The organism is Rhodococcus sp. AQ5-07 (genome assembly GCF_009707305.1).
In the GTDB taxonomy this organism is placed as follows: Bacteria; Actinomycetota; Actinomycetes; order Mycobacteriales; family Mycobacteriaceae; genus Rhodococcus_F; species Rhodococcus_F erythropolis.
Map to the genome: position 1 here is coordinate 6003931 of NZ_CP046099.1, position 26801 is coordinate 6030731.

The 26801-nt window shown below is 62.4% G+C and carries 25 protein-coding genes; 13 read left to right on the top strand and 12 right to left on the bottom strand.

Annotated elements, in window-relative coordinates:
- Positions 1-10: 10 nt before the first annotated feature.
- The 4 genes from GJB56_RS27805 to GJB56_RS27820 all read right to left on the bottom strand — a co-directional run bounded on the left by GJB56_RS27805 (position 11) and on the right by GJB56_RS27820 (position 5855).
- The gene (locus GJB56_RS27805) at positions 11-1846 is read right to left on the bottom strand and encodes an acyl-CoA dehydrogenase (protein WP_020906438.1); all 1836 of its coding nucleotides are present in this window, start codon (positions 1844-1846) and stop codon (positions 11-13) included.
- A gap of 89 nt (positions 1847-1935) precedes the next feature.
- Positions 1936-2568 (bottom strand): class I SAM-dependent methyltransferase, encoded by a 633-nt coding sequence (locus GJB56_RS27810; RefSeq protein WP_019747150.1) that lies wholly within the window; start codon positions 2566-2568, stop codon positions 1936-1938.
- Between the two features lie 21 nt (positions 2569-2589).
- The gene (locus GJB56_RS27815; RefSeq protein ID WP_113682203.1) at positions 2590-5073 is read right to left on the bottom strand and encodes an FtsX-like permease family protein; all 2484 of its coding nucleotides are present in this window, start codon (positions 5071-5073) and stop codon (positions 2590-2592) included.
- Complete coding sequence (locus GJB56_RS27820) at positions 5073-5855, bottom strand: ABC transporter ATP-binding protein (RefSeq protein WP_019747152.1); 783 nt, start codon at positions 5853-5855, stop codon at positions 5073-5075. The genes GJB56_RS27815 and GJB56_RS27820 overlap by 1 nt, the downstream gene beginning before the upstream one ends.
- Positions 5856-5964: 109 nt before the next feature.
- On the opposite strand from GJB56_RS27820, the gene GJB56_RS27825 reads away from it, so the two are divergent.
- The 4 genes from GJB56_RS27825 to murJ all read left to right on the top strand — a co-directional run bounded on the left by GJB56_RS27825 (position 5965) and on the right by murJ (position 10735).
- Complete coding sequence (locus tag GJB56_RS27825) at positions 5965-7203, top strand: sensor histidine kinase (RefSeq protein ID WP_230091091.1); 1239 nt, start codon at positions 5965-5967, stop codon at positions 7201-7203.
- Positions 7191-7832 carry a response regulator transcription factor gene (locus tag GJB56_RS27830; protein ID WP_003945784.1) on the top strand — a complete coding sequence of 214 codons (642 nt, stop codon included), beginning with the start codon at positions 7191-7193 and terminating at the stop codon, positions 7830-7832. The genes GJB56_RS27825 and GJB56_RS27830 overlap by 13 nt, the downstream gene beginning before the upstream one ends.
- Before the next feature lie 161 nt (positions 7833-7993).
- The gene (locus GJB56_RS27835) at positions 7994-9022 is read left to right on the top strand and encodes a beta-ketoacyl-ACP synthase III (RefSeq protein WP_084326930.1); all 1029 of its coding nucleotides are present in this window, start codon (positions 7994-7996) and stop codon (positions 9020-9022) included.
- Between the two features lie 96 nt (positions 9023-9118).
- Complete coding sequence (gene murJ, locus GJB56_RS27840) at positions 9119-10735, top strand: murein biosynthesis integral membrane protein MurJ (RefSeq protein WP_230091092.1); 1617 nt, start codon at positions 9119-9121, stop codon at positions 10733-10735.
- Here murJ and GJB56_RS27845 read toward each other — a convergent pair.
- The 3 genes from GJB56_RS27845 to GJB56_RS27855 form a co-directional block, all read right to left on the bottom strand.
- Positions 10721-11875, bottom strand: coding sequence for an alkaline phosphatase family protein (locus tag GJB56_RS27845; RefSeq protein ID WP_113682205.1), 1155 nt, complete (start codon positions 11873-11875; stop codon positions 10721-10723). The genes murJ and GJB56_RS27845 overlap by 15 nt on opposite strands.
- 135 nt (positions 11876-12010) lie before the next feature.
- Entirely contained in the window at positions 12011-12784 is a 774-nt protein-coding gene (locus GJB56_RS27850; protein WP_113682206.1) for a VOC family protein, read from the bottom strand.
- 261 nt (positions 12785-13045) lie between these two features.
- A complete protein-coding gene (locus tag GJB56_RS27855; protein ID WP_113682207.1) occupies positions 13046-13990 on the bottom strand; it encodes an alpha/beta fold hydrolase in 945 nt (314 codons plus the stop codon).
- Between the two features lie 219 nt (positions 13991-14209).
- Here GJB56_RS27855 and GJB56_RS31755 point away from each other — a divergent pair, with 219 nt between their 5' ends.
- Positions 14210-14347 carry a hypothetical protein gene (locus GJB56_RS31755; protein WP_003945592.1) on the top strand — a complete coding sequence of 46 codons (138 nt, stop codon included), beginning with the start codon at positions 14210-14212 and terminating at the stop codon, positions 14345-14347.
- Here GJB56_RS31755 and GJB56_RS27865 read toward each other — a convergent pair.
- Positions 14329-15090, bottom strand: coding sequence for an SDR family NAD(P)-dependent oxidoreductase (locus tag GJB56_RS27865; protein ID WP_020723638.1), 762 nt, complete (start codon positions 15088-15090; stop codon positions 14329-14331). The genes GJB56_RS31755 and GJB56_RS27865 overlap by 19 nt on opposite strands.
- 207 nt (positions 15091-15297) lie before the next feature.
- On the opposite strand from GJB56_RS27865, the gene GJB56_RS31940 reads away from it, so the two are divergent.
- A complete protein-coding gene (locus tag GJB56_RS31940) occupies positions 15298-15426 on the top strand; it encodes a hypothetical protein (RefSeq protein WP_007734598.1) in 129 nt (42 codons plus the stop codon).
- A gap of 105 nt (positions 15427-15531) precedes the next feature.
- Here the strand turns inward: GJB56_RS31940 and GJB56_RS27870 are convergent, their stop codons facing one another.
- Positions 15532-16377, bottom strand: coding sequence for a glycosyltransferase family 92 protein (locus tag GJB56_RS27870; protein WP_030534626.1), 846 nt, complete (start codon positions 16375-16377; stop codon positions 15532-15534).
- Positions 16378-16472: 95 nt separating this feature from the next.
- Here GJB56_RS27870 and GJB56_RS27875 point away from each other — a divergent pair, with 95 nt between their 5' ends.
- From GJB56_RS27875 to GJB56_RS27885, 3 genes are all read left to right on the top strand, one after another.
- On the top strand, positions 16473-17708 hold the full coding sequence (locus GJB56_RS27875; RefSeq protein WP_113682208.1) for a cytochrome P450: 1236 nt from the start codon (positions 16473-16475) through the stop codon (positions 17706-17708).
- Positions 17705-18268, top strand: coding sequence for a TetR/AcrR family transcriptional regulator (locus tag GJB56_RS27880; protein WP_019747163.1), 564 nt, complete (start codon positions 17705-17707; stop codon positions 18266-18268). Before GJB56_RS27875 ends, GJB56_RS27880 begins: the two co-directional genes overlap by 4 nt.
- A gap of 98 nt (positions 18269-18366) precedes the next feature.
- Positions 18367-20280 carry an alkyl/aryl-sulfatase gene (locus GJB56_RS27885; protein ID WP_113682209.1) on the top strand — a complete coding sequence of 638 codons (1914 nt, stop codon included), beginning with the start codon at positions 18367-18369 and terminating at the stop codon, positions 20278-20280.
- A 36-nt stretch (positions 20281-20316) separates the two neighbouring features.
- Here the strand turns inward: GJB56_RS27885 and GJB56_RS27890 are convergent, their stop codons facing one another.
- From GJB56_RS27890 to GJB56_RS27900, 3 genes are read right to left on the bottom strand one after another with little or no spacing between them, the layout of a single operon-like run.
- Complete coding sequence (locus GJB56_RS27890) at positions 20317-20937, bottom strand: L-threonylcarbamoyladenylate synthase (protein ID WP_019747165.1); 621 nt, start codon at positions 20935-20937, stop codon at positions 20317-20319.
- A 26-nt stretch (positions 20938-20963) separates the two neighbouring features.
- Positions 20964-21389: a MerR family transcriptional regulator gene (locus tag GJB56_RS27895; protein WP_020906449.1), complete on the bottom strand. Its 426-nt coding sequence runs from the start codon at positions 21387-21389 to the stop codon at positions 20964-20966.
- Between the two features lie 35 nt (positions 21390-21424).
- Positions 21425-22924: a SulP family inorganic anion transporter gene (locus GJB56_RS27900; RefSeq protein ID WP_172932344.1), complete on the bottom strand. Its 1500-nt coding sequence runs from the start codon at positions 22922-22924 to the stop codon at positions 21425-21427.
- A gap of 297 nt (positions 22925-23221) precedes the next feature.
- On the opposite strand from GJB56_RS27900, the gene GJB56_RS27905 reads away from it, so the two are divergent.
- The 4 genes from GJB56_RS27905 (at position 23222) to GJB56_RS31475 (ending at position 26792) form a co-directional block, all read left to right on the top strand.
- Positions 23222-24436, top strand: a complete 1215-nt coding sequence (locus tag GJB56_RS27905; RefSeq protein ID WP_029254606.1) for an Ig-like domain-containing protein — start codon at positions 23222-23224, stop codon at positions 24434-24436.
- A 55-nt stretch (positions 24437-24491) separates the two neighbouring features.
- Entirely contained in the window at positions 24492-25610 is a 1119-nt protein-coding gene (locus GJB56_RS27910) for an Ig-like domain-containing protein (protein ID WP_113682210.1), read from the top strand.
- Positions 25611-25898: 288 nt separating this feature from the next.
- A complete protein-coding gene (locus GJB56_RS27915) occupies positions 25899-26267 on the top strand; it encodes a hypothetical protein (protein WP_230091093.1) in 369 nt (122 codons plus the stop codon).
- 354 nt (positions 26268-26621) lie between these two features.
- On the top strand, positions 26622-26792 hold the full coding sequence (locus tag GJB56_RS31475; protein WP_020906453.1) for a hypothetical protein: 171 nt from the start codon (positions 26622-26624) through the stop codon (positions 26790-26792).
- Positions 26793-26801 lie beyond the last annotated feature (9 nt).

Here is a 26801-nt window from a genome sequence, read left to right on the forward strand (position 1 = left end):
CAGGAACGAATCAGAATGCTGCTTCGTCGATCTCCATGATGTCGTTCTCGGTGTTCGCGATGATCTCGCGTGAAGCGGTGAGCTCGGGCAGGACGTTCTTGGTGAAGAAGGACGCGATGGCGACCTTGCCCTCGTAGAAGCCCTTGTCCTTGTCGGAAGCGCCGTTGTCGAGTGCTGCGAGAGCGATCTCGGACTGGCGGAGGAGCTGCCAGCCGATGAGCAGGTCGCCGACGGACATCAGGAAGCGGACGGAGCCGAGGCCGACCTTGTACAGCTCGGTGGGCTGCTCCTGAGCTCCCATGAGGAAGCCGGTGAGCGTGGCAGCCATGGCCTGGACGTCTTCGAGTGCGGTGGCGAGCAGTGCGCGCTCCGCCTTCAGGCGACCGTTGCCGGCTTCGCTGTCGATGAAGGTCTTGATCTGTCCGGCAACGTGAGCGAGCGCGACGCCGCGGTCACGAGCGATCTTGCGGAAGAAGAAGTCCTGAGCCTGGATGGCCGTGGTGCCTTCGTACAGCGAGTCGATCTTGGAGTCGCGGATGTACTGCTCGATCGGGTAGTCCTGCAGGAAGCCGGAGCCACCGAGGGTCTGCAGGCTGTCCGTCAGGTACTGGTACGCACGCTCGGAGCCGACGCCCTTGACGATCGGGAGCAGCAGGTCGTTGACGCGGAACGCGGTGTCCTTGTCTGCGCCCGAGACGAGCTGGGCGACAACCTCGTCCTGGTGTGCTGCGGTGTAGAGGTACACCGCGCGCAGGCCTTCGGCGTATGCCTTCTGCATTGCCAGGCTGCGACGCACGTCGGGGTGGTGCGTGATGGTCACGCGCGGCGCTGCCTTGTTGGTCATCTGGGTCAGGTCAGCACCCTGAACGCGCTGCTTGGCGTAATCGAGAGCGTTGAGGTAACCGGTGGAGAGGGTGGCGATTGCCTTGGTGCCGACCATCATTCGAGCGTGCTCGATGACGTCGAACATCTGGGCGATGCCGTTGTGGACCTCGCCGACCAGCCAGCCCTGTGCGGGGATGCCGTGGCCACCGAAGGTGACCTCACATGTGGCGGAGACCTTCAGGCCCATCTTGTGCTCGACGTTGGTGACGAAGACGCCGTTACGCTCGCCGAACTCTTCGGTCTCGAAGTTGAAGTGCGTCTTCGGGACGAAGAACAGGCTCAGGCCCTTGGTGCCGGGTCCGGCGCCTTCGGGGCGAGCGAGAACGAGGTGGAAGATGTTCTCGAACAGGTCGTCCGAGTCGGCCGAGGTGATGAAGCGCTTGACGCCCTCGATGTGCCAGGAGCCGTCGTCCTGCTTGATCGCCTTGGTGCGTCCGGCACCGACGTCGGAGCCGGCGTCGGGCTCGGTGAGGACCATCGTGGCGCCCCATCCGCGTTCGACGATGGTTGCTGCCCACTTCTTCTGCTCTTCGGTGCCGTTGTTGAACAGCACGTCCGCGAAGGCGGGTCCGGCCTGGTACATGTGCGCTGCAGGCTGTGCGCCCAGGATCAGCTCACCGATGGCCCACACGACGGAGCGGGGAACCGGCACGCCGCCGACCTCTTCGCTCAGTCCCATGCGGTACCACTCGGCATCCCACAGAGCCTTGAACGACTTCTTGAAGGATTCCGGAAGTGCAACGGTGTGCGTCTCGGGATCGAAGACAGGGGGGTTGCGGTCCGCATCGGCGAAAGATTCGCCAAGCGGTCCCTCGGCCAGGCGTGCGACCTCTGCCAGCATGTTGCGGACAGTGTCGGCATCCAGGTCGCCCCAAGCGCCTTCGCTCAGTGGCTTCTCCAGTCCGAGAACCTCGAAGAGGTTGAACTCCAGGTCCCGAACGTTGCTCTTGTAATGGCCCATGTCTTCTGCTTCTCCCAGTGAGGTGGTGCGGTCCAGCACTCCTAGTACCGCCCGAAGTTTATTACTCGTCGGTAACTTAATACATGTTACTAGCCGTTCTTTGCATTGCCAACACCGGATTTGCGTCCGATGACAAGCGCGTCGACCGCGATTCCCGTTTCGGTGTGTCTGTGCGGATTTCCGGCGATCTCGAACTCGAGCCTTCCTTGGAACTCCTGCATCAATTCTTCTGGTGTGTAAAGGATTTCGGGATCTTTCGGTCCGCCGACGCCGTAGTCGATGTTGCTTCGGTCGTGCCCCAAAATCATGAGGATTCCATCAGGTTTCAGAGAATTTATGGCACGGTTCACAACCAGGGTGCGTTGTGGTGCGGGCAGATGAAGGTAAAGAAGCAGGGCCAAGTCGTATCCCTGCCCGTTCCTGGAGGCGTAATCCGCGACGGTGACGTCGCCGCATCGGTAGTCGAGCCGGTCGAGAACCGATCGGGGTGAGCGGGCCGCGATCGTGCGGGCTTTCTCGATCGCGACGGCCGAGTAGTCGATGCCGGTGACCTCCCAACCGCGGGTCGCGAGCCACAACGCGTTACGGCCCTCGCCGCACGCCAGGTCCAGTGCCTGGCCGTGGGGGAGGGCCGTCGCGTATTCCACCAGCAGTTCGTTGGGAGGAGCGCCCCAGACGAGCTCGGTTTCTTCGTACTTCTTGTCCCAGGCCGCCGCATCCATAGATGACGACGGTAGTGCCACTCAGTGGTTACGCACTCCGTCCATCGGGTTCTTGCGTAGGGCGGCGCGCGTCGGGACCGCGATGGAGACAAATCCCAGAACAGCGGTCACGGCGACGATGGAACCGTAGATCGCCGGTGAAATCGCCGGGATCGGCTGCCCGGACACCGCTACGGCGATGCCCATCAGAGGCGGCAGGGCGATCAGTGATCCGACCACGACGGCGATTCCCACCACCATCAACGACTCGATGCGCATCATCGCTCGGACCTGCCTCGTCCGCGAGCCCACCAGTTGAAGGAGCGCGAACTCGCGGGAACGCTCGGCAGTGGCGGCGACCAGGGTGTTCACGACGGCGACTGCGAGATAGCCGAGCAGGACGAGTACGGCGAGGATGCTGACCCACGACTGCATTCGACGCTGATCTTCGCCCGCGGCCCCGAACTGGTCCTGGTTCATCGCGGCGATCGAGGGGAACGAACGCAACGACTGCTGGACTTCGGCCGACCGTCCGGGTTCGGCAGCAATTAGAACGGTGTCGATCAGAGCGTCGGTGGAGTGCTGACGCAAAGTCTCGATCGGCATGGTCACGTCCCCGAATCCGAGGCCGCGACCATATTTTGCGACGACCATCGGATGCACCAGTGTGCCGTCCCCTAGATAGAGGTCGACGCGCTGACCTACCTTGGCTCCGAGTATGAAGGCGCCGTCTTCGCTCACGGCAACGGTATCGCCGGTCAGAGCGCTCAGGTCGCCCTCGGTCACCGCGAGATCGAGGGTCGCGTCGGCGCCGGCGGCGTCGATGCCCTGGGCAGCGATCGCGCTCTCGGCTGAGCCGCCTTCCTCACCGCTGGGTACCGGCAGGACTTGACTGCGGACCACCGGGTTTGCCGCACTCACTCCGGGCACCGATGCGATCGAGTCGAGGAGCGAGGGAGCGATACCGGCCGGCGCGCCGACGATCAGGTCGGCGGTGACGCCCTTGATCGACTGGTTGGTCGCCTCGGCGGCGACGGTGCTCTGGCTGAAGAACTGCACCGAGCCCAGTGCGATTGCGAGAGCCAACGGAACAACCGCCGACGAGAGCCGTCTCGAATTGGATTCGGCGTTGGCGGCAGCGAGAACTTTGGACGCCGACCCACTACGGCGCAGTGGACCGCCGATCACCTTGATGATGCCGCGCACCAACAAGGGGCCGAGCAGCGCGACCGAGAAGATCAACAACAGTGCACTCGAACCGGCTCCAGCGGCTGCCACGCTGCCGGGCAGGAAAGCGGGGAGGATGCACGCGCTGAGACCGGCGGCACCGAAGATCAGCCCGGTGACGATGCGTCCGCGGCTCAGTTTCGCCGGGCCGCTTTCGGATTCGCGAAGCGCTTCGACTGGGTCGAGCTTCGCCGGTCGTCGTGCCGCGATCGCCGCTGCCGCGCGGGCAGTGAGTACGCAGATCAGGAATGCCGCGATCGCCGGAAGTGGGCTGTACGCCAACGCGAAATCGGTGGGCATGACCCCGGCGTCGGCAAACTGTGCACCCAGGAATCGGGCGAGCAGGTATCCGGGCACCGCGCCGAGAGCTGCCGCCGCAGCAGCAACGAGCAGCACTTCACGTCCGATCATGACGTGGACTTGTCGCGTGGTGGCCCCGATTGCCCGCAGCAGAGCGAACTCTCGGCGTCTGGCGTTGATCGAGAGCGACAGCGTGCTGGAAACTACGAACATACTGACCATCAACGCGAGACCGGCAAACGACGCGCAGAGCACGATCAACTGGGTCCGCGCAGCACCGGCGTCGAGGAATTCGATGCCTCCGCGTGCGGTGCCGGTCGAGACCTCCGCGCCGGTTCCGGCGAGTGCATCGCGGGCGAGAGCGGCAGCATCCACGCCTTCGGGAGCGATCAATCCGACTGCGGTGACAGCGTTCTGGTGCGGCCACAACCGTTCGGCCTCTGCGTCGTCGAGGAAGACGAGTGCCGGACGGTCGGGTGACGGCACCGAGGCCGAATCAGCTGTGCCGACGACGGTGTACTCGTCGGCTATCGCGCCGTGAGCCAGCGTGATTTGCTCGCCGAGAGCGGCGCCCGTGGTCGAGACCACCTCGTCTCGGCTCTGCGGAGCGCGACCTTCGGTGAGCGAGTACGGCGCCAATTGTGCTGTGTTCCAAGGATGTGCGTCGAGTACGACGCCCTCGGCGGTGCTGACGGGGACGGAGATGTCGGGAATCACCGTGACATCGAGGGCATCGAGCTTGCGGACGGTATCGCCGTCGAGGAGAACTCGCTCGGCAAAAGGCTGATCGGCGTCTTCCTTGACCTCGAGCGCCTGTGGTGCACTCACGACGGCGTCGGCACCGGCGTAGAGATGTGGTGAGACGCCGCCTCGCACTCCCGATTCCAGCAGCACACCCAGACCGCAGGTGAGGAGCGCTGCGCAGAATACGGAGACGAACACGGCGACGAAACCGGAGCGATGCGCTTTCAGGTGCGCAAAGGTGTGCGCTTTCATCATCACCAGTCCCCGAGGTGTGTCATGCGCTCGGCGATCTGCTGCGGCGTCGGGCGGTCGATGTGCCCGACAAGTTTTCCGTCGGCGAGGAACAGCACACGATCGGCGTACGACGCGGCCACCGGGTCGTGCGTGACCATGACGATGGTCTGATCGAACTCGGCGGCTGTCCGGCGCAACAACTCCAGAACCTGCTTGGCGCTGCGGGAGTCGAGGGCGCCGGTCGGCTCGTCGGCAAAGAGTGCGTCGGGGTGAGTGACGAGGGCGCGCGCGATGGCGACGCGTTGCTGCTGACCGCCGGACAGTTCGGAGGGTTTGCGCTTGCGGTGCGATCCGAGTCCGACGGATTCGAGGACGAAGGTCAGGTACTGCTTGTCGGCTCGTCGTCCGGCGAGGAGTAGGGGGAGCGTGACGTTCTGCTCGACGTCGAGAGCGCCGAGCAGGTTGTAGGCCTGGAAGACGAAACCGATGTGATCGCGACGGAAGATGCTGCGGGCCTTCGGCTTCAGCTGTGAGATCTCGGTGTCGCCCAGCCACACCGATCCGCTGCTCGGTCGATCGAGCCCTGCGGCGCAGTGCAGGAAAGTGCTCTTGCCCGATCCGGACGGGCCCATCACGGCGGTGAAGGTGCTGCGCGGCAAGGTGAGGCTGATGTTGTCGAGGGCGGTCACGGCGCCGCGGCCGTTGCCGTAGATCTTGCTGACGCCTTCGAGTCGCACGGCGGATGTTCGGGCGGCCGTGGCACCAGGGGCCGGCGGGGCGAGGACCGAGTGTCGATTCTTCATGGGATGAACGCTATGGAGATTCGGCATTCGTCGACATCCAGCAGGGTCCCGAATCAATGGTGTAGCCAGCTGTAGTGGATCGCGGCATCAGGTGCGGCATGCTGGGGCAGTGAAGAAGAGAACCAGGGCTGCGGTGTACGTGCTCGTCGAGGGTGCGGCAGCCGTGGTCTCCCTGTTCTTGCTGATGGTCGGTCTCATTCTGCTGTCGCTCTCGATTCTGATCGTCGGCTGGTTGCTGTTGCCGTCGTACGTGCGGGTGCTCCGGTGGTGGGCGGGTCTGGCCCGCAAGAGAACGGCTGCGTACACCGGACGCCCTGTTCTGCAGCGATACCCACCGATGCCCGGCAATCCGACCTTCGGGGATTGGCGCCGGTTCCTCACCGATCAGTCGACCAGGCGCGACGCGGCCTGGCTGTCGATTCATGGTCTGGGGGCTTTCGTCGCGGCGATGCTGACCATCGCTCTGCCACTCGGTGCACTCAATTCGATTGCCGTCCTGCTGTACTGGCAGCAGATGCCCGCCGGTGAACCCGTCAACAATCCGTACCCCGTGACGTCGTGGTTGGGCGCTGCCGGAATGCCGTTGATCGGCATCCTGTACCTCCTGATCGCGTGGTGGTTGGTCCCCGCGATGGCGAAGTGGATCAGCTGGTCGACCACGACTTTGCTTGCGCCGGACACGCGTTCGGACCTCTCGAAGCGCGTCACCGCCCTGACGGCCAGCCGCGCTGCGGCGCTCGACGCACATTCGGCCGAACTCAAGCGCATCGAGCGGGATCTGCACGACGGCGCGCAGAACCGTCTGGTCGCGGTGGTGATGATGTTGGGGATGGCCGAGCGGTCGTTGCAGAACAATCCGGACCAGGCTCTGCCACAACTGCATCGGGCCCAGGATGCGGCCACCGAGGCGTTGAGCGAACTCCGGACGTTGGTGCACGACATCTACCCGCCGATCCTCGACGAGTTGGGTCTGGAGGGCGCGATCTCCGCGCTCGCCGGGCGCTCCGCCGTGCCCTGCGTACTCGAGATCGACGAACTCCGCCGTGCCCCGGCTGCCGTCGAGGCTGCTGCGTACTTCGTCGTCGCCGAGGCCTTGACCAACGTCGCAAAACACAGCGGAGCGCGCAGTGTCACCGTCACGGCACGGACGGAGGCGTCGGACGACTCGTTGGGTGAGACGATGCTCATCGACGTGATCGACGATGGTCAGGGCGGCGCGAACGAACGCCCGGGCGGCGGCGTGGCGGGTATCCGACGCCGGGTCGAGGCTTTCGAAGGAACCGCAGTATTGGAGAGCCCGGAGGGTGGACCGACAACGATGAGGGTGGAACTACCGTGCGGATTCTGATTGCCGAGGACGACGCTCTCCTGCGAGAGGGGCTGGCACTGCTGCTCCGCGGAGAGGGCTTCGAGGTGTCTGCCGTCTCCGACGCCGCACAGTTCCTCACGGTGTTCGAGGAGACCGCCCCCGACGCCGCGGTGCTCGACGTCCGGATGCCTCCTACTTTCACCAACGAGGGGCTTCGAGCGGCGATCGAGGTGCGCAAGCTTCGCCCGGGCTTTCCCGTCCTGGTCCTTTCCGCGTACGTCGAGGATCGCTACGCCGGTGAATTGTTGGCAGGAGGCGCCGGCGGGGTCGGGTACCTGCTCAAGGAACGGGTCGGCAAGGTAGCCGAGTTCGTCGACGCATTGAACCGGGTCGTCGACGGCGGAACCGTGATGGATCCCGAGGTCGTATCCCAACTGATGAGCCGTCGACGCGCCGACGATCCGATCAGATCACTGACCCCACGCGAGTCCGAGGTTCTCGGACTGATGGCGGAGGGGCTGGGAAATCAGGAAATCGCCAGGAAACTGGTCGTCAGCGACACTGCTGTGAGCAAGCACATAGGAAATATCTTCGCAAAACTCGGCCTGTCGGCTTCCGAAAGCGGGCATCGTCGTGTTTTGGCAGTTCTAGCTCATTTACGCGCCTGATCGTGGATCTGGACTACATACCTGACCGAAGCGTAATGTGAGCCAGCCTCATGTTGTTGCCGTGATCGAACGGTGACCTGAGAGGCAGGGGCTTATGTCCTGTACGTAACGTGTGATGTCGAATGCGCGTCATCACCAGAAACCAACGAGGAGATCGATCAATGGGTAAGCCGATTGCCAGTGTGGCCGGAGGTCGGCAGTCCGTCCTTCTCGGGCTCGGCGTTCACCGCCCGGAGCGAGTCGTGACCAACGACGAGATCTGCGAGCTGATCGATTCCACCGACGAGTGGATCCAGACGCGATCGGGTATCAAGTCGCGCCGGTTCTCCGGCGAGGGTGAAGGCATCCTCGCGATGTCGATCAGCGCGGCCCGTAAAGCACTGGACGTCAGCGGCATTGCTCCCGAGCAGATCGGCGCCGTGATCATCGCGACGTCGACGTGGGACCTGCAGACTCCTCAGGCTGCGTCCATCGTCGCCCACGAGCTCGGCATCAAGGGTCCGGCTGCATTCGACGTCGCGGCAGGCTGCGCCGGTTTCTGTACCGCCCTTGCCGTGGCCAGCGACCTCGTTCGCGGCGGCACGGTTGATCACGTACTCGTCGTCGGCGTCGAGTTGATGAGCGAGGCCACCGAGCCCACCGATCGCAGCGTTCGCTTCATCTTCGGTGACGGCGCAGGCGCAGTTGTCGTCGGCCCGAGCGATACCGTCGGAATCGGCCCGGTCGAGTGGGGTTCGGACGGCAGCCAGTCCGACGCCATCGTTCAGGAGCCGAGCTGGCTCGAGTTCACCAAGAACCCGACCGGACCTCGGCCGTGGATCAAGATGGCCGGTACCGCGGTGTTCCGCTGGGCTGCCTTCGAGATGGGCAAGGTCGCCACTCGCACCCTGGAGAAGTCGGGGCTGGGTATCGAGGACATCGACGCTTTTGTGCCGCACCAGGCAAACCAGCGCATCAACGAGGTCATCGCTCGCAGCATGAAGCTGCCCGAGGGCTTCCCCGTCTCCAACGACATCGCCGAGACGGGCAACACGTCCGCGGCCTCGATCCCGCTCGCCATGGAGCAGATGCTGCGCGACGGCCAGTGCAAGCCGGGCGACAAGGCATTGCTTCTCGCCTTCGGTGCGGGTCTGTCCTTCGCCGGCCAGGTTGTCGTCATGCCGCCGTTGGCTGGAGCGGAATCAGCCTGATCTTCTCTCGTGACGAGCGCCTCGAACCCCACGGTTCGGGGCGCTCTTCCGTTTCCGTCTGGCTCGTCGAACCCTGCGATGTGGCACCCTGGCGAGATGGTCGAGAGTATGGGGGAGTCCGAACGTACGGGTGTGACGGGCGGCAGCTTGGCGAAGATGGGCGGGCAAGTGGCGCTCGCCAGCACGGTCAGCCGGATCACCGGCTTCGTCCGCACCCTTGCCCTTGCCGCGGTCCTCGGCATCGCCCTGGTCAGTGATGCGTACAACGCGGCCAACAGCTTCCCGAACATGGTCTATCAGCTCCTCCTCGGCGGGATTCTCGCCAGCGTTCTGCTTCCGTATCTGACACGGCAGCGAAGTCGTGGGCGGACGCTCGAACGAGAGCAGACGCAGCGCGTTCTCACCGTCGGAGCGCTTGCTCTTGCGTTCGTGACGGTAGTGGCGGTGGTGTGCGCGCCGCCTCTGGTCTCGGCCGTGATCGATGATCCGGCTCAACGAGAGTTGACGACGCTCTTCGCGTACTTGCTTCTGCCGGAGATCTTCTTCTATGGCGTCACGGCGATGATGACGGCAGTACTCAGTGTTCGATCAGTGTTCGGTGCGCCGGCCTGGGCGCCGGTGATCAACAACGTCGTCCTTCTGGTGACGGTCGCGGTCTTCCTGTGCATCCCGGGGCCGGTGGCTCTGACTCCCGAGTCGATGACCACCGCGCAGGTCCTGGTGATCGGTATCGGCACTCTGCTCGGGATCGTGGCGCAAACCGCCGTCGTTGCTCGAGCGCTGCACCGCAACGGGTTTCGGTGGCGCCTTCGCGTGCGGGTCGTACCGCACACCTGGCGCCCGGTGCGCGTCGGGGCGCCGTTGCTCGGCTGGGTACTTGTGTACGTCGTTGCCGGTCAGATCGGTGTGTGGGTGACGATGAAGGTCACTCTCTCCCGTCACGTCTACTCGATGTACACGCACGCGGATCTGCTGTTTCAAGTGGCGTACGGCATTCTCGGTGTGTCGTTGTTGACGGTGCTGATGCCGCGGATCGCCAGGTCGGTTGCTGCGGGTGACGACGTCGGCGTCGTATCCGATCTCGGCCGGGGAGCCCGGTATTCAGTGGTGGCGCTGATTCCGGTCACTGCGGCGCTCATGGTGTTCGGCCCCTCGTTGACCACCTTGATCTTCTTCGGTCGGGTCGACGGCAGCAGTGCCCGGTTGATCGGGACGGCCGTTGCGGTCAGTGCATTCGGGCTGGTGCCATTTGCGATGGTCATGCTTCAGCTTCGAGTGTTCTACGCCGACAACAACACCCGAACTCCCGCGGTGATCGCCATGGTGATGGTGATAGCCAAAACAGCGCTCGTTCTACTTGCGTCTCTGTCCGCGAGTGACGAAACGCTGGTCCTAGCCGTCTGTGCGGCGGGCTCGTTCTCCTACGTGTGCGGAGCGGCGCTCGGCCACATCCTGCTTCGAAAGCGATATGGGCTGTTGGGATTCCGTCGCGTACAGGCCACCGTCGGAAGGATTTCGGCGGCGGCAATTCTGGCAGGTTGTTGTGCGCTGGCTTTGGTGGTGGCGGTTCAGAACCGAGTTCCCGAGCCCAGGCTTGCTGCTGTTATTTCATTGTCGGCGGGTGCGGTCGTCGGTGCAGTCGTCCTGTTGGGCGCATGCAAGGTAGTCGGTGTTCCCGAGATTCGCCGGGCTCGGGCCCTACTGTTGTCCTGAGGACAAGAGCGGTACCAGCAGTTCGTCCGGAGTGAGGGCGCCGTGCTGTCCACGGAGGCCGGACAGTCCCGATTCGACAGATCGACGTACGACGGCCAAGTCCCCGGACGCAATGGCGATGACATCACCGATCCGGCCGTGATACTCGGAATGCACTGCAGGCCCGAACAATCCTGCGACTATGCCCTCGGATCTCGTCCCGATCCACATGCGGTCACCCAGTTCGGCGCGCCAGCGGTCCGCAACATCTTGTGCAGCGCCTTCTCGGGTGTGGATGTGACGACATCTAGGTTCACCGGCAAGGGCGAGTACATCTTTGGACAGAATCGGAGTGTTGTCGAAGTCGATCTTGTTCTCGTCCAACACGTCGACCATTCCGTGGTCTGCCGTCACCAGCAATCTCACGTCCGGACCGAGAGCGGCGGCGAGTTGCTCGACCAGTCGATCGACAAGCATCAGTTGGAAAATCCACGGCTCGGACTCGGGCCCGTAGACGTGGCCCAGCGCATCGATCTCACTGATGTAGCAGTACGTGAACGTACGGTCGGCAGATTTCGACGCGTCCACGGTGCGAGCGAGGAGGTCTCCGTATGCCTGGATTCCGGCGAACTGGGCGCCGCGCATTCCCGCCCGGGTGAGGCCGCTGCCGTCGAATTTGGACGGAACGACGGTAGTGACGGTGATGCCGGCGGCCGCGGCACGATCGAAGGTCGTGGCCTGCGGCTGCAGGGTCTCCGGGACGATGGAGTCGGTCTGAGATTCCTTCTTGCCCGCGCTGTGCCAACCCAGCCAGTTGAACACCGAATCGGCTTCTTCGACGTAAGACTGGTAACCGGTGATTCCGTGCGCCCCCGAGGGCAGCCCGGTCCCCAACGAGACGATGCTGGTGGCCGTCGTCGTGGGGAATCCTGCCCGTATGGGCGTTCCGATCAGTGAGTTCAGGAATGGTGCGTGTTCGGCGTTGCGGGCGAGCAAGTTCGCGCCCATCCCGTCTACCAGCAGAATTACAGTCTTCTTGCTGGGCTGTAGATCGAGTCGGTTCGCTTCGCCGCTCACTCCGAGAGAAGCGAGTACCGACGGCGCAAGCGTCGACAGAGTCGGCTGCGAGTACACATCGAGGAGAGGGGCGGGGGCGGGCATCCCATGAGATTAGGCGTTGGACGCAGAAAACTGCATACCTTCTGGGCGAGTGTTCAAATCCGTGCGGTCAAATCGGGACTTTCCAGATGATCAGCGTGCAGAGACCGCGGGCCGGTGCGGCCTCTGCGCGGAGATTCACTCCATGATCGTGGAGATCTGGAACTTGGCACCGAGTGGATCGGCCACCGACGCGAGACGGCCGAAGGGCGTGTCCTCGGGATCGCGCAAGACGCTGCCGCCGAATTCGACGACCTTGGCGACGGCCGCGTCGGTGTCGTCCGCCCCGAAGTACACCTGCCAGAACGACGGCACCTCTGCCGGGAGGAACGAGCTGGCATCCATCAAACCGGCGACGACGGTGTCGCCGTGCTTGGCCTGTGAGTACCGGAACTCGTCGCTGTCGCCGATGGACTCGTAAGTCCAGCCGAACACGTCGGTGTAGAACGGCAGGACCGCGGCGTAGTTCTTGGACAAAGTCTCGTGCCACACCGGCGCTCCGGCCTCGCCGACCAGACCGAAGCCGTGGTGCTGATCTGCCTGCCAGATACCGACGACTGCACCGGCCGGATCGCCCACGATCGCCATGCTGCCCTGGGGACCGACCTGCATCGACGGCATCATGATCATTCCGCCCGCGGCTTCGGCCTTGGACGCCGACGTTGCCGCATCAGTCGAGGAGATGTAGGTGGTCCAGACGTTGCCGTACGGGTTTCCCTCCTGCTGAGGTCCGAGCCCGGCGATGGGCTGCCCGTCTTTGCTGAAGATCGCGTAGCCGCCGTACTGCGGGTCGTCGTTTGTGTCAGTCTGCCAACCGAACACGTTGGTGTAGAAGGATTTGGCGACCTCGGTATCGGAGCTGGTGAGGTCGATCCAACAGGGTGTTCCGTCGAGCGCTGTGCGTGCGGGCATCTGAAACTCTCCTTTACCGAAACGGATACACAAGTACGGGTCGCGCAAATGCTTGGCCGAGGAAGGCGCGAATCTCACGCTACGCGCGTACCCCGACACATTCCCAGGGCTCGAGAGCTTTGGAGTATTTGACCGTTCGCGCTTACCGGTGGGCCGGATCTGCCGACGTAGTCGATCGCCGAATCGTCCTTGATACGCCGAAGTTGATGGGGCACTTGCTCGATCGGCGAGGCCGTTCCGCGGGTGTAGTGCCGGTACGTGTCAGCTCGTGATCAGCCCCGTGCGATCGAGCCATGCGAGCGCGTGACGTGAAAACTCGTCCGGAATCTCCAACTGAGGGGTGTGACCGGTGTCGCCGAGAATGATGGTGGTCCAGTGTGGATGTGCGGCGGCGGCTGCCCGGGCAGCCTCGACCGGGACAAGCCGATCGCGATCGCCATGTATCAGGAGCGTCGGAGTCGTGATCTCTCGCAGTGTCTTTCGATAGGCGGCCGGACGGGCGAGGGTCATCAACAGTGACCGTGCTGCCTGCAGGAACTCGGCATCCTGAGTGGGTTCGTTGCGACGAATTGCCGTCAAGGCAGCGCCCGCGTCGAGGACCGCGGGGTCTGCTCGCGTCGGATCGGCAAAACACAATCTGGTCATCTGAGCGGCCAACTGCCGGTCGGACATCTTCCGGCGTCCGAAGCCGAGAACCTGCTCACCGACGTACGGCATCGAGTAGAGCGCGAATTGGGCGGCGACGGTCAGATCGGGAAGTTGGACGGGCAGTGGGAGCGCCGGATCCACCAGCACCAGGCCGGCAACTGATTCGGGACTGGCATGGGTCGACATTGCCGCGACCATTCCGCCCATGGAATTGCCGAACAGGACGGCAGGTTCACCTACGACTGTCTCGAGAAAGCGATTCAGGAGTGCTGCGTTGGCGTCGACGCCGGTGTGCCGCCCACGGGCAGAGGTGAGTCCGAATCCGGCGAGGTCCAGTGCGTACACACGCGTGCGCGCCGCCAGCGTCGGTGCCACCCGCACCCAGTTCAGGTGCGAGCCGCCCAGTCCGTGAACGAGCACGATGGGCGGCGCTCCGCTGGGACCGCCGAAGTCGATCCAGTGAACATCACCGCCGAGATCGGTGATGTTGCTTGTCCCGCCCCACGGGTGTGTGAGGGTGCTTCCGTCGGCGAGTTCGGCCGAAACAGCGGATTCCATACCTTACAGGATGCACCGAGGCGCGGTTCCAGTCACGCTCTCGTCCCGGCTCGGGATCCGAAACTGTGTCCTCGATCACGGACTATCGGGAAGCTCGGGAAACGGGCAAAACGGAATTTGACTGGTGTCAAGCACTTTTCGCGGTTGTCATCGCTTTCCGACGGCCGTGGCGCGCGTCCGGCGGAGGTCGGTTCGGGCATACTGAAAACCATGTGGTGGATGGTCGGGCTCATTGTTCTGGCCGCGCTGGTTTTGGCATCCGTTCTGGTCGGTTTCGTTTTCCGCCGCCCGATCGCCGAAGCCAAGTCGGCGGTGCTTGCCTTCGACGACGCCAGCTCTCAGCCCCAGCGCGACTGACCACCGTCGAGCGGAATTGTTGCTCCAGTCAGATACGCGGCATCCGGGCCGACCAGGAAAGCCACCGCGGTGCCGATGTCCGTTTCGCAGTCCCCGATCCTCCGTAGCGGAATCCCGGCAACAAAAGCGGCAGCCTCTTCCGGGCGTGCATCTGCCCAACGCTGTAGCCCGGGCGAGGATGCGTGAGGAGCAACCGCGTTGACTCGGATCCCGTCGACGCCCCATTCGCACGCTGCTGCGCGACTGAGGGCTCGGACGGATTCCTTCACAGCCGCGTATCCGCCGTAGCCGGCGGCGTCCCAGCGGACGGCCACGGAACTGACCATGTTGATGATCGCCCCGCCGCCGCGTTCCTTCATGAACGGGTAGCAGGCTTGCATTGTTCGCAGCGTCGCGACGGGACCGGAAGTCAATCCGTCGGCAAGGCGCTCCGGAGTGAGGTCGAGGACGTTGCCGAGCGGGTTGAGGCTGGCGTTGTTGATCAGGATGTCGACGCCGCCGAACAGTTCCACGGTTCGCGCCACGGCAGCGGTGATGGAACCCGCGTCGGCGATATCCACGAGCACCGGTTCGGCACGGCCTCCGCGTTCGGTGATCTCGTTACATGTGACGACGAGTTTCGACTCAGTGCGGCCCGCCACCGCGACGGAAGCACCTTCCTTGGCAAGCGCAAACGCAACACCCTGGCCGACGCCTTGCCCTGCGCCAGTGATCAGGGCCACTTTTCCATCCAACTTGCCCACTGCTGTTCTCCTGCTCGTCATTCAACGGTTCCCGAAGCGTTGTCCGAATCGCGCATTGTTACTCGTGGGTTCCCGCTGGATGAGATGTGAGTTACGTCCCACTCGGTGGTGCCGCTTCAAATTTCGGCCGTCTTACGTATATTGTGAGCGCCGTTACACACCGGACGCGCGGAACGCGTACACACATTCCATGATGAGGAGTTAGACATGGGTTCTTCGGACGCAGACCTGGCATTGATCAAGCAGATCCAGCCGGTTATCACGGGTGTTGCTGGCCTGATCTCGGGCATCGGCGCAATCGTCGGACTGGGCGTTGCCCTGCAGTCCTTCAGCTGATTTTTCGCTGAGCTGATCCTCCGGCCCGTGGCCTGAAGGCATTGCCTTCGTGGACGCGGGCCGGAGGTTTATCTGCATCTGAATACCTGTGTCTTGCAGGCACATTCATTTTTGTGATAAGTCGATTGTCGCCGGAACATCCACACCTTCTTCGTGGACTTGGGGTCCGAAGTTCGGCAGCGGAGTGAAGTCGAGTGCCGCCTCCGAACCGCGGTAATGGCGGAAGTAGAAGAGGGATCGGTCGGGCCGCACCAGGCTGTCCGGTTCGCTTGTCTTCCATCCCCAGTGGACGTCCGCTCGCAGAATCTCCGACAGCCTCACGATGTTCTTGCAGCCGTGGCTCTGTAGCCCAAGGCATTTCAATTCCTCGACGTCTCGCAGTTGCCCGTCGCGCGTCCACCTGGATTCGTAAACCAGAGCATCGAGAACGACGCGGTGCGAACCCGCTTGAGTAACTCCGGCAAGTAGAACCTCCCAGTCCAATCCTGGTGCGTGCTCGAGGTATTCGTCGGCGTCGACGAATGCTGCCCATGCGACGGTGTCGCGGTATCGACTCACGTAATCGACGTACGCCTCTACCTGACCGTGCACGATCCGACCGTCCGCGTCGCGCGGTTGCCAGTCGACGATCGTCACCGGAAGGTCGTGCAGTTCTTTGCGGAACGCGACCTGAACTTCACTGTCCGACATCGATCGGGTGAAGGCGCCGTAAGAGTTGCCTCTCTTGTCCTCGCTGCGGCCGTGCCAACGGTTGAGGCTGAATGCGCTTGTCTTGCGGGTGGACCCGACGGAACCGGTGTTGTCGTAGAGAACAACCTCCCAGCCTTGCTCGATGTGGTGCAGGCACCAGTCTCTGATGAAGGGGAGATGTTCGCGGGGGAGCAGGACCGCAACCACGGCGCGGCGTCCGGTGTCAGAGCTGTTCGGGTGGTTCTTCGGGTCCGTGATCACCCGACACACGATAGTGCTCTGCGTGGAAGCGAGTTACTCGATATTGAACATGGAGATAGGTTGACACATCTATCAATTTGTCTCATAGTCGAGTCATGACAACATCTGTGTCACATTCGCTACGGTTTGTTCCTTCCACCGGGGAGTCCTGGCGTTCGCCGTGGGCCATGTACGACGCATTGCGAGAGAACGACCCGGTGCACAACGTGGTGCCGGAAGCCTCGCCGCAGGACGACTACTGGGTGCTCACCCGTCACGAAGACGTCTACAACGCCGCTCGTGATTACGAGACGTACTCGTCGGCAAAGGGATTGACCACCGTCTATGGTGAGCTCGAGCAGATCGGGATGCAGGACAATCCGCCGTTCGTGATGCAGGATCCGCCCGTGCAGTCGGAGTTCCGGCGCATGGTGTCGAAGGGATTCACTCCGCGTCAGGTCTCGGCGGTCGAGCCGATGGTCCGCGAATTCGTCGTCGAACGTATCGAAGCGTTGAAAGCGCGTGGCAGTGGCGATATCGTCGTCGAGCTCTTCAAGCCGTTGCCGTCGATGGTTGTCGCACACTATCTGGGTGTGCCGGAATCGGACCGTGACCAGTTCGACGGCTGGACCGAGGCCATTGTCGCTGCCAATTCGGCAGGTGGCGTGGCCGCGGCAGCGACGACGGCGCAGGCCGCCACCGGTGAGTTGATGATGTACTTCGCTTCGCTGATCGAACGCCGCAAGGTCGAACCGGGTGACGACACGATTTCGCACCTACTCGCCGCTGGACTCGGTGAAGACGGCGACATGTCCGGCCTGCTGTCGATTCTGGGCTTCGCCTTCACCATGGTGGCCGGTGGAAACGACACCACGACAGGAATGCTGGGTGGTTCGGTGGCGATGCTGACCGAACGCCTCGACCAGCGTCATATCCTGCTGGACGATCCCGCATTGATCACCGACGCGGTCGACGAGTTGCTTCGACTCACCTCACCGGTCCAAGGACTGGCACGCACCACGACGCGAGATGTGGCCTTGGGTGGCAAAGTGATTCCGGCAGGACGTAAGGTTCTGCTGATGTACGGTGCGGCCAATCGTGATCCCGAAAAGTACGGACCCGACGCGGCGGAGTTGGACGTCTTGCGTCGACCGCAGAAGATTCTCACTTTCAGTCATGGCGCCCACCACTGTCTGGGGGCGTCGGCGGCTCGGATGCAGGCTCGAGTTGCGTTGGAAGAGTTGCTCTCCCGGATTCCAGATTTCCATATCGACATCGAAGCGATGCAATACGCGCCGGGCAACTACGTGCGCCGTCCACTCACAGCGCCCATGTCGGTGGCCCGGCCGTGAGCAACGACTGGCTCGGTGAGGGGCGCGCCTTGGCGGCAGCCGAGAAGATCCTCGACAGTGCGGCGCAACTGTTCGTCGAGAAAGGTGTCAACGCCGTCGGTATGGCGGAGATAGCCTCTGCTGCAGGATGTTCCCGGGCCACCCTGTATCGGTACTTCGAGAATCGGCAGGCCCTTCACATTGCATTCGTTCACCGCGAAGCGCGCAGGCTGGGAACTGCGATCGCGGAATCGGTAGCGACCATCGATGATCCGAGCGAGCGTCTCGAAACGGCGATGCTCACCGCAGTGTCCGCGGTGCGCAGCACTCCGACGTTGGCTGCATGGTTCACTCCGGGTGATGCGAGTCTTGCAGGTGAACTTGCCAATTCATCCGACGTCATCAACGGACTGGGCGTCGCGATGCTCGGTGAAATCGGAGCAGGCACAGCGTCACGAGCCCGCTGGATCGTGCGAGTGATCCTCTCGCTGCTCATGGTGCCGGGTGCGGACGAGAACGACGAGCGGACGTTGGTGCGTGAGTTCGTTGCTGCGCTGTTGAACGCTGGACGAACCACGTGATCATCCCTTCCGGGTGATGCGCGAGGACTACGTGGCGATCGAGGATGAACCGGTATCCAGACACAGGACACCGCGAGTTCCGAGGAGCGTAAGAGAAGATGACTACACCATCCGAACTCGACCCCAAGCCCGCTACCGAAGCGACTCGCCTTGCGAATGCCCAGGTCCTCCGTGATCTTCCGTTCGATGACACATTCGACTTCGAACTGATTTCTCGAGGTCTGGTGGCGCCGCTCATCGACGGCGGGTTGGTCAAGGGTGACAAAGGACAGTTCATCTTCTCCTACGACGCCTACGGGTTCGCCGACGGCGAAGCGCCGGACACCGTCAACCCGAGTCTCTGGCGCCAAGCCACTTTGATGGGAAAGGGCGGCGGGCTCTTCAAGCTTGCCGATCGCCTCTACCAGGTGATCGGCCAGGACTTGTCGAACACGACGATCATCGAGGGCGATACCGGGTTGATCATCGGTGACACTCTGATGTCCGCGGAAACAGCCGCTCTTGCGCTGGAGTTGTACTACCAGCACCGCCCCAAGGTCCCGGTCAAGGCGATCATCTTCACACACTCCCACGGCGATCACTTCGGCGGAGTCAAAGGATTTGTCACCGACGAAGAGATCGAGTCCGGTGCCGTAAAAGTCTATGCACCAGACAGTTTCACGGAGGAGGCGATCTCCGAGAACGTGCTCGCCGGAACGGCGATGACGCGTCGCGGAATGTACACGTACGGATCATTCCTGCGTCCAGGCCCGCAGGGGCAGGTTTCCGGTGGTCTCGGACTGTCCACGTCGCACGGCACGTCGACGTTCGCGGTGCCGACCGACGTCATCACCGAACCGGTACACGAAGAAGTCATCGACGGCGTGCGAGTGACGTTCATGCTCGCGCCGGGCACCGAAGCGCCGTCCGAAATGTTGTTCTATCTACCCGATTTCAAGGCGCTCGGGTCAGCGGAGGACGTCACGCACACAATGCACAACCTGTACACGTTGCGCGGCGCCAAAACTCGCGACGCCAAGGCCTGGTCGCACTACGTTCGTCTGGCGATGGAACTTTTCCCCGACGTCGAAATCATTTTCGCGCAGCATCATTGGCCCACCTGGGGCAACGACAAGATCTTGAAGCTGATGTCGGATCAGGCAGACCTGTACAAGTATCTGCACGATCAGACGTTGCGTCTTGCCAACAAGGGACTGACACCGGTAGAGATTGCCGACCAGATCGAGGTACCCGACGCCATCGGAAAGCAGTGGTACAACCGCGGGTACTACGGCTCGCTCAGTCACAACGTCAAAGCGATCTACACCTTCTATCTCGGTTGGTTCGACGGCGTTCCCGCTCACCTCAATCCTCATCCGCCGGTGGAGAACGGCAAGCGCTACGTCGAAGCCGTCGGCGGACCGGACGCGCTTCTGACCAAGGGCAAGCAGGCGTTCGACGACGGCGACTACCGCTGGGCGGCCGAGCTGGTGAACCATCTGGTGTTCGCCGATCCGAGTAACCAGAAAGCGCGAGAGTTGTTGGCGGACACGTACGAACAACTCGGCTACCAAGCCGAGAACGGTACGTGGCGCAACTTCTACCTGGTCGGAGCGATGGAATTGCGGCATCCGCTGGCACCGATGCCGTCCAACAACCCCACCGGCCCGGCCGTTGTCGCCGTGATGCCTCTCGAGCAGATGCTGGACTTCTGGGCAGTTCGCCTCGACGGTCCCAAAGCTGCCGACGTCGACCTGTCGTTGCGATTCGTGTTGTCGGACACTGCGGACAACGTCATGGTCACAGTGCGCAACGGCGTGCTGAATTACGACACGGACAAGGCAGATGCTTCGGCCGCCCTGACTCTGACCTTGACCCGTGCCGTGTTCAACGAGGTGTATCAGGGAACGACCTCGCTCACCGAATCCATCAAGGCCGGAACGGCAAAAGCTGTGGGAGATCAGTCTGAACTGGAGACGTTCATCTCGCTGCTGGAGGACTTCGATCTGTGGTTCGACATCGTGACGCCGTGACACGTTGCCATCCGTGATGTGGCACGGGCGGGGGGATCATTCGAAACGGGAAGGATCTCCCGCGCCGACGCGCACGATCTCGGGGGCACCGGACGAATAGTCGACCACCGTGGTGGGCTCGGTGCCGCAGTCACCCGAGTCGATGACGGCGTCGAGTTGGTGGTCGAGTTCTTCCTTGATCTGCCAGCCGTCCGTCATCGGCTCCTCGGCGCCGGGCAGGAGAAGGGTGCTGGAGAGGATCGGTTCACCCAACTCTTGCAAGAGCGCCCGCACTACCGGGTGGCTGGGGATACGCACTCCGACGGTCTTCTTCTTGGCGTGTGCCAGTCGACGCGGAACTTCCTTCGTGGCGGGAAGGATGAACGTGTACTGCCCAGGCGTAGCCGCTTTGACCGCCCGGAACGCCGAGTTGGTGACGTGGACGAAGTGCCCGAGCTGCGCGAAGTCGGCACAGACCAGCGTGAAGTGGTGATCCGACCGCAGGTGACGGATCTCGCGGATCCGATCGGTGCCCGAGTGATTGTCCATTCGGGCACCCAGGGCGTAGCAGGAGTCGGTGGGGTAGGCGATGACCGCGTCGTTGCGCAGCATTTCGACGATCTGGCTGATCGCGCGCGGCTGCGGGTTTTCCGGGTGAACGTCGAAATATCGGGCCATCAACCCAGCTTAGTTCAGCTTGAAGATCACGAATGCCGTTCACCGTTCAGACTGTGGTCGGCGAGCAATCCCGTCAGCTCTTCGGCGTAGGCGAGTTGCTTACGTAAGTGTGTGCAGCTTTCTTCCGCCCGGGTGTGGCAATCGGTGACGAATTCGGTTGCAGCGGTTCGCGTTGACGCGTCGGAAGCTTCGTCGCCGAGCACTGCCAGGGAATTGAGGAGTTGTTTCATTTCTTCGAGACTGAATCCGAGCGGCTTCATTCGTCGGATTACCAGTAGCCGTTGGACGTCCGCCTCGGTGTACAAGCGGAATCCTCCGGCGGTCCGCTCCGATGGAGTGACCAGACCGACCTCGTCGTAATGACGGATCGTCTTGATCGACAGTTCGGTGCGTTCGGCAACCTGCCCGATCTGCATGTTCTGTCCCTGGACCGCATGTTCCGGCTCAGACATCACTCCTACTTTCGTCGCGCTGGGCTTCCATACTCTCAGTGACCGTCACCCAGGCGTCCGGACAGGCGCAGATGGCGCTCGGCCGATGCGTCGTCGAGCCCCACGATCTCGACATTCTTGCCTCTGGCCGCGTACTTGGTGGTGATCGCGTCCAGTGTCGCCACGGTCGACGCATCCCAGACATGCGACTCGGACAGATCGATGACAATGTTCTTCGGGTCGTCGACATAGTCGAACTGGTAGATCAGATCGTTGCTGGATGCGAAGAACAGCTCGCCTCGAACCGCATAGACACGGGTGTCCTCGTCCGGATGAGCGACGTCGATCACTTCGGTGAGATGCGCGACGCGGCGGGCGAAGATGACCATCGCGGTGATCACTCCGACGATCACGCCGTAGGCAAGATTGTGGGTCGCGACGGTGACCGCCACGGTGACCAGCATGACCAATGTCTCGCCGATCGGCATGCGGCGCAGGGTCTTCGGATTGATGCTGTGCCAGTCGAAAGTGCCGACCGAGACCATGATCATGACGGCTACCAATGCGGCCATGGGAATCAACGCCACGACATCGCCGAGGCCGACCACGAGTATCAGCAAGAACACGCCCGCCAGGAAGGTCGAGATTCGAGTGCGAGCGCCGGAGACCTTGACGTTGATCATGGTCTGGCCGATCATCGCGCACCCTCCCATGCCTCCGAAGAAGCCGGTGACGATGTTCGCGACGCCTTGGCCCCACCCTTCTCGGGTCTTGTTCGAGTGAGTATCCGTGACGTCGTCGACGAGCTTGGCCGTCATCAACGATTCGAGGAGGCCGACGAGCGCCATGGCCAATGCATACGGAGCAATGATCGACAGTGTGTGCATGTCCAGAGGGACGTCGGGGAACAGTAGCGTCGGCAGGCTCGACGGAAGCTCGCCCTCGTCGCCGACATTGGGGACGTTGAACGCGAAAACGACTGTGGCGGTGGTCAGTAGCACGATCGCCACCAGTGGAGCCGGGACCGCGCTGGTCAGTTTCGGCAGGAATACGAGTATCAGGAGGGCGACGGCCAGAAGTGGGTAGACGAGCCACGGAACATCGATCAGGTGGGGGAGTTGGGCAATGAAGATCAAGATGGCCAGTGCATTGACGAATCCCACCATGACGCTGCGCGGGATGAAGCGCATCAGCTTGGCGACGCCGAGGAGGCTCAACACGATCTGGAGCAGGCCGGCCAGAAGGACTGTCGCAATCAGGTAGTCGATTCCGTACTCGCGCGTCAGTGGAGCGACGACCAGTGCGACGGCGCCGGTAGCTGCGGAGATCATTGCGGGTCGTCCGCCGACGACGGCGATGGTCACTGCCATCGTGAACGACGCGAACAGTCCTACCCGCGGATCGACGCCGGCGATGATCGAGAACGAGATCGCCTCGGGAATCAGTGCCAACGCCACGACCAGTCCGGCCAAAACTTCCGTTTTGAGACGGCGAGGTGACCGGAGCGCGGCCCGAACCGAATTGTCGTTGGTGGATGAAGCGATGGTTACTGCCATGAGATTCCGTCCTGACGAGGTTCTCATACTCTACCCTCCCGTAAGGGTAGAGTATGAACGGAGTTCTCACTACGGCGCGGATTTCTGTCGAATTGTGTTTCCCTGCAGTGAATCTCAAATCGCGAGATTGATCGAGAGGGGCAAGGCTCGCGGTGGCGGTCAGATGTGACGACCAGTAACCCTTACCAATTATTTACCTACTGTGTGGTTTTTGTTTATTGAAAACGGGTCAACTCGGGCGCTGGCTCCGTTACAGTTCGGCGGCAAACGTCAATCAGGTTGTTCCGAGAGGACATCATGTCAAAACGCCTACTGAATGCTGCGCTCCTTACCGGCCTCCTTGCCGGTGGAACCGCTGTGGCCGTGATTCCGGCGACCGCGGCGCCCGTTGCAGAAACCACGTCGACAACGTTTCAGGTCACGTGCCGCGCAGTTCCGAGTGCGTTCTCCGGTCCTTCGTCAGACGGAAAGCCTGCTACGGTGCGAGTTTCGGCTCCTTCGGTCGTGGCGCCAGGTCAAGTCTTCGACATCGACGTGGATCCGGGTAGCGTTCAGATCCCGAACGATGTGAGCGGCGCCAGTGTCAAGAAGATCTCGCGTCTGAAGATCGATCTGCCGATTCCGACCAACGCGGAGTTCGTTTCTGCGACGGTCACCGATCCGGGCAATGTTATTGCCGGGAAACCTGCTTCGGTGATTCGTGTCAACGAAGACGGCACTCCCGCAGCGGACGGTCCGATACTCCGGTTGTCCGGCGCAAACGAAGCGATCGGCAACAGTCCGTCATCGTCGTCGGGTGCGCACGGCGGGCTTGCGATCAACGCTCAGTCCGGAGCCGAGACCGACATCGTCTTTCCGAAGATCAGAATCACCGTAAAGGCCGGGCCGTCCGGCGCAGTCGAAACCAATGTCCGGACTTCGGGTGCTGCAGGTACTTTCGGCGGGCCGGAGTCGTTTTTGACCTTCCTCCCTCAGGTAAGTCACTGGCTCGCGGGAACCATCTGGGCGCCCACATCCTGTTCTCCTCGCGACGGTGAGACGGGTCCCCTCAACGCCGGTGCCGGCGCATTGGCATCCACGAAAATCGACGGAGACCTCGGACCTGTTGATCCCGAGCCTGGAGCAGACATCGTGACGACGCTCGAAGGACCGACGACGGCCGCTACCGGTACCAAGGTGTCTTTTGCTTCTCACGTCGATCCGGAAAACGCAACGGGAACAGTACAGTTCATGGTCGACGGTAAGCCCGTCGGTGACCCGCGGCCGGTGGTTCGCGGTATTGCCCGCCTGGATCTGACCTTCGGTAAGGCGGGTACCAAGTCCGTGACTGCAGTCTTCACAGCTACCGGTGACGAGGCGAAGTACACGTCGGCGGCACACATGCTCACGGTGACCGGGGATTCAACAGGCCCGGTCGATCCCGACCCGACCGATCCGGGCACTCCGGGTGGTCTCGGCAGCCTCGAGTCCGTTCTGCCGCAGCTGCCCACAGGTTCGCTCGGTGGCAAGTGATCACGGTCCTACTTCACCGAACACTCGATGACCGAGTCTTTTTGAAAGGCAACATATGAACTCCCGTTCTCTGGCTGTTTGCGCAGTCGTACCAGCTGTCGCGGCCGGACTCCTCGCTGTGTCCGCTCCGGTAGCAGCGGCTTCCGATACCGTGACGCGAACAGTTTCCTTCGAACACAAGTGCCGGGTCGACGGCGCCACCGATTGGGATTCGTCGTTCTCCGACAACCTGGAGGTCACGGCGCCCACGTCCGTGCGTCCCGGCGAACAGTTCACAGTGAAACTGCATCCGGGCACCATGCGTAGTTCGGATTCGGACACCGGTCGTATCAAGTACGACATCGCACTACCGCAAGGGGCAACCCTGGTTTCGTACTCCCTCGTCGGTGATTCGTCGTCGAACTTGACCGGCGAGACTGCGGTGCTGCTCCGGGTGGGCGCAGACGGAAACGCGAACCCGGCGGGTGAGTACCTGCGAATTACCGGTACCGGCAACAAGACAGTCAACGACGGTCCGAGCGCGAACGACAACAAGCCAAAGGAAGGGCTGCAAGTCAAGGCCAACACGGACTTTCGTTTGCCGGCAGTCGAATTGAAACTCGAAGCTCGGTCCGACGAGGGAAGCGCGACGACGCACCTGCGCGCCGGGGCGACGAGCCCGAGTATCAAGATCAAAGACACGAGCATGAGTTTCGGTGAGTCCCGGTGGGTCAATGCCGCTGGGTATTGTGTTGCTTCGGGCGAGGGACGCAGCGCCCTCTCGACTACCGAGGTATTCGCGACCAACCAGACCGAGACGACGGTCGCTGTCGCACTGGAGGCACTGACGGGCGAAGACGTCAAGATTGCGGCGAGTATCGACCCGAACCCGGGTGAGGGCACGGTCGAGTTCTTCGACGGCGAGACGAAGATCGGTAGCGCCACAGTCGATTCCAATGGCCATGCAGAACTGGTCTGGCCGTTCCGCGACCAGGGCGAGCATCGCATCACCGCAAAGTTCTTGGGTACCAAGAAGTTCAGTTCTTCGGAATCTGCGGACAAGACCGTGACCGTCACCGTGCCCGGCGTCATCGTCGTCGAGCCGGTGGATCCGACGGAACCGGAAACTCCTGGTGGAACCGGAAGCCTCGGGGACATCTTCTCGAAGCTGCCGACGGGCTCACTCGGAGGCTGAGTCACCCAAACGGCAGGGGAGCGTCGACGTTTCGGCTCGCATACGGTTGTGTGATCGAATACTGGAATGACAGGTTCGAATCATGCCGAGAGCCGCAACGCCGGCGTTCCCTATTTTTCTCAATGGGAGTCTCCGTCACGGAAATCGGGCCAGAACCACAAAAGGTAGCTCACCAAAACTCGTGCCCTTTTACTACCGTTAGTTGAAGAACTGCGCGAACCGCGGGTTCTTACATCAACAAGCCTTCGAACTCGCCGCTGCGGTTCAGGTATGAACAAGGTAGGGAAAATGCGCAAGGTTAGTTTGCTCGCGTCCGCTGCAGCAGTAGCTGTCGGTCTGGCAATGATCGGGACGTCTGCGGCCTCAGCAGCGCCGGGAACGATTCCCGGTCATGGGCTGTTCGACGTGCCGTGGGAGGTGTTGCCGGGAACCTACACGACGTCTGGGCCCGTATCAGCTGATATGCCGTGCATATACGGTCGGGCAAAAGTCGACGGCGACGGTGAATTGAATGTCCTCGAGTTCGAAAGCACCCTCGAACCGGCGACAGTCACCATTCTCTTGACGGATTCTCGCTTCACCACCGCGTATTGCGCTGATTGGAAGAGAGTGTCGTCAGTCGGATCGTTGGATCTCGGATCGCTTTTCGGGTCCTAGACGTCTCCGCTCTATGTCGAGATGGACCTCTGGAGGTGACCACGGCCCTCTGCCATCTCGATTGAACGCTCGGCTCGCGGATGCGCTCGTTCGTCTCGAGTTTTCGACCACTCGTCGCATGAGTCCATGACCAGGGACTTTAGCCCTCAGTAATTACCTACCAATCGGTATATTCTGCGAAGGTACGGACTTCGTGAACCGATGTGAGTTGGCTCCGGGGGACGTGCCGGCCTCGCAGGACCGCCCGCAAAGTCAGCCCGGTGAGGCCACCAGAGTTCGCGCATTTCGACAGATTGCCGCTGGGTCCGTCCGCTACGAGGGGAGCGGACGGACCTGACAGCACGAGAGAGTGCCATGCCTGAACGTGGTCAAAGCAGAGTGGACGCGGGGATCATTGCCGTCGTCGCAGTCATAACCGGTGTGTTCGTCGCACTGACCGGCCACGGTCTGGTTGCAGCGCTGGCCACCGTGTTGGGCCTCGCGCTCGGGATGGCGATTGTGCGGTATCTGATCAAAGGTCGCTGATCAGAGTCG

Excerpts from the sequence above, each read along its gene's own strand:
- GJB56_RS27805 (WP_020906438.1), bottom strand. The coding sequence starts at position 1,846 with ATGGGCCATTACAAGAGCAACGTTCGGGACCTGGAGTTCAACCTCTTC.
- GJB56_RS27810 (WP_019747150.1), bottom strand. The coding sequence starts at position 2,568 with ATGGATGCGGCGGCCTGGGACAAGAAGTACGAAGAAACCGAGCTCGTC.
- GJB56_RS27815 (WP_113682203.1), bottom strand. The coding sequence starts at position 5,073 with ATGATGAAAGCGCACACCTTTGCGCACCTGAAAGCGCATCGCTCCGGT.
- GJB56_RS27820 (WP_019747152.1), bottom strand. The coding sequence starts at position 5,855 with ATGAAGAATCGACACTCGGTCCTCGCCCCGCCGGCCCCTGGTGCCACG.
- GJB56_RS27835 (WP_084326930.1), top strand. The coding sequence starts at position 7,994 with ATGGGTAAGCCGATTGCCAGTGTGGCCGGAGGTCGGCAGTCCGTCCTT.
- murJ (WP_230091092.1), top strand. The coding sequence starts at position 9,119 with ATGGTCGAGAGTATGGGGGAGTCCGAACGTACGGGTGTGACGGGCGGC.
- GJB56_RS27845 (WP_113682205.1), bottom strand. The coding sequence starts at position 11,875 with ATGCCCGCCCCCGCCCCTCTCCTCGATGTGTACTCGCAGCCGACTCTG.
- GJB56_RS27850 (WP_113682206.1), bottom strand. The coding sequence starts at position 12,784 with ATGCCCGCACGCACAGCGCTCGACGGAACACCCTGTTGGATCGACCTC.
- GJB56_RS27855 (WP_113682207.1), bottom strand. The coding sequence starts at position 13,990 with ATGGAATCCGCTGTTTCGGCCGAACTCGCCGACGGAAGCACCCTCACA.
- GJB56_RS31755 (WP_003945592.1), top strand. The coding sequence starts at position 14,210 with ATGGTCGGGCTCATTGTTCTGGCCGCGCTGGTTTTGGCATCCGTTCTG.
- GJB56_RS31940 (WP_007734598.1), top strand. The coding sequence starts at position 15,298 with ATGGGTTCTTCGGACGCAGACCTGGCATTGATCAAGCAGATCCAGCCG.
- GJB56_RS27875 (WP_113682208.1), top strand. The coding sequence starts at position 16,473 with ATGACAACATCTGTGTCACATTCGCTACGGTTTGTTCCTTCCACCGGG.
- GJB56_RS27885 (WP_113682209.1), top strand. The coding sequence starts at position 18,367 with ATGACTACACCATCCGAACTCGACCCCAAGCCCGCTACCGAAGCGACT.
- GJB56_RS27890 (WP_019747165.1), bottom strand. The coding sequence starts at position 20,937 with ATGGCCCGATATTTCGACGTTCACCCGGAAAACCCGCAGCCGCGCGCG.
- GJB56_RS27895 (WP_020906449.1), bottom strand. The coding sequence starts at position 21,389 with ATGTCTGAGCCGGAACATGCGGTCCAGGGACAGAACATGCAGATCGGG.
- GJB56_RS27900 (WP_172932344.1), bottom strand. The coding sequence starts at position 22,924 with ATGGCAGTAACCATCGCTTCATCCACCAACGACAATTCGGTTCGGGCC.
- GJB56_RS27905 (WP_029254606.1), top strand. The coding sequence starts at position 23,222 with ATGTCAAAACGCCTACTGAATGCTGCGCTCCTTACCGGCCTCCTTGCC.
- GJB56_RS27910 (WP_113682210.1), top strand. The coding sequence starts at position 24,492 with ATGAACTCCCGTTCTCTGGCTGTTTGCGCAGTCGTACCAGCTGTCGCG.
- GJB56_RS27915 (WP_230091093.1), top strand. The coding sequence starts at position 25,899 with ATGCGCAAGGTTAGTTTGCTCGCGTCCGCTGCAGCAGTAGCTGTCGGT.
- GJB56_RS31475 (WP_020906453.1), top strand. The coding sequence starts at position 26,622 with ATGCCTGAACGTGGTCAAAGCAGAGTGGACGCGGGGATCATTGCCGTC.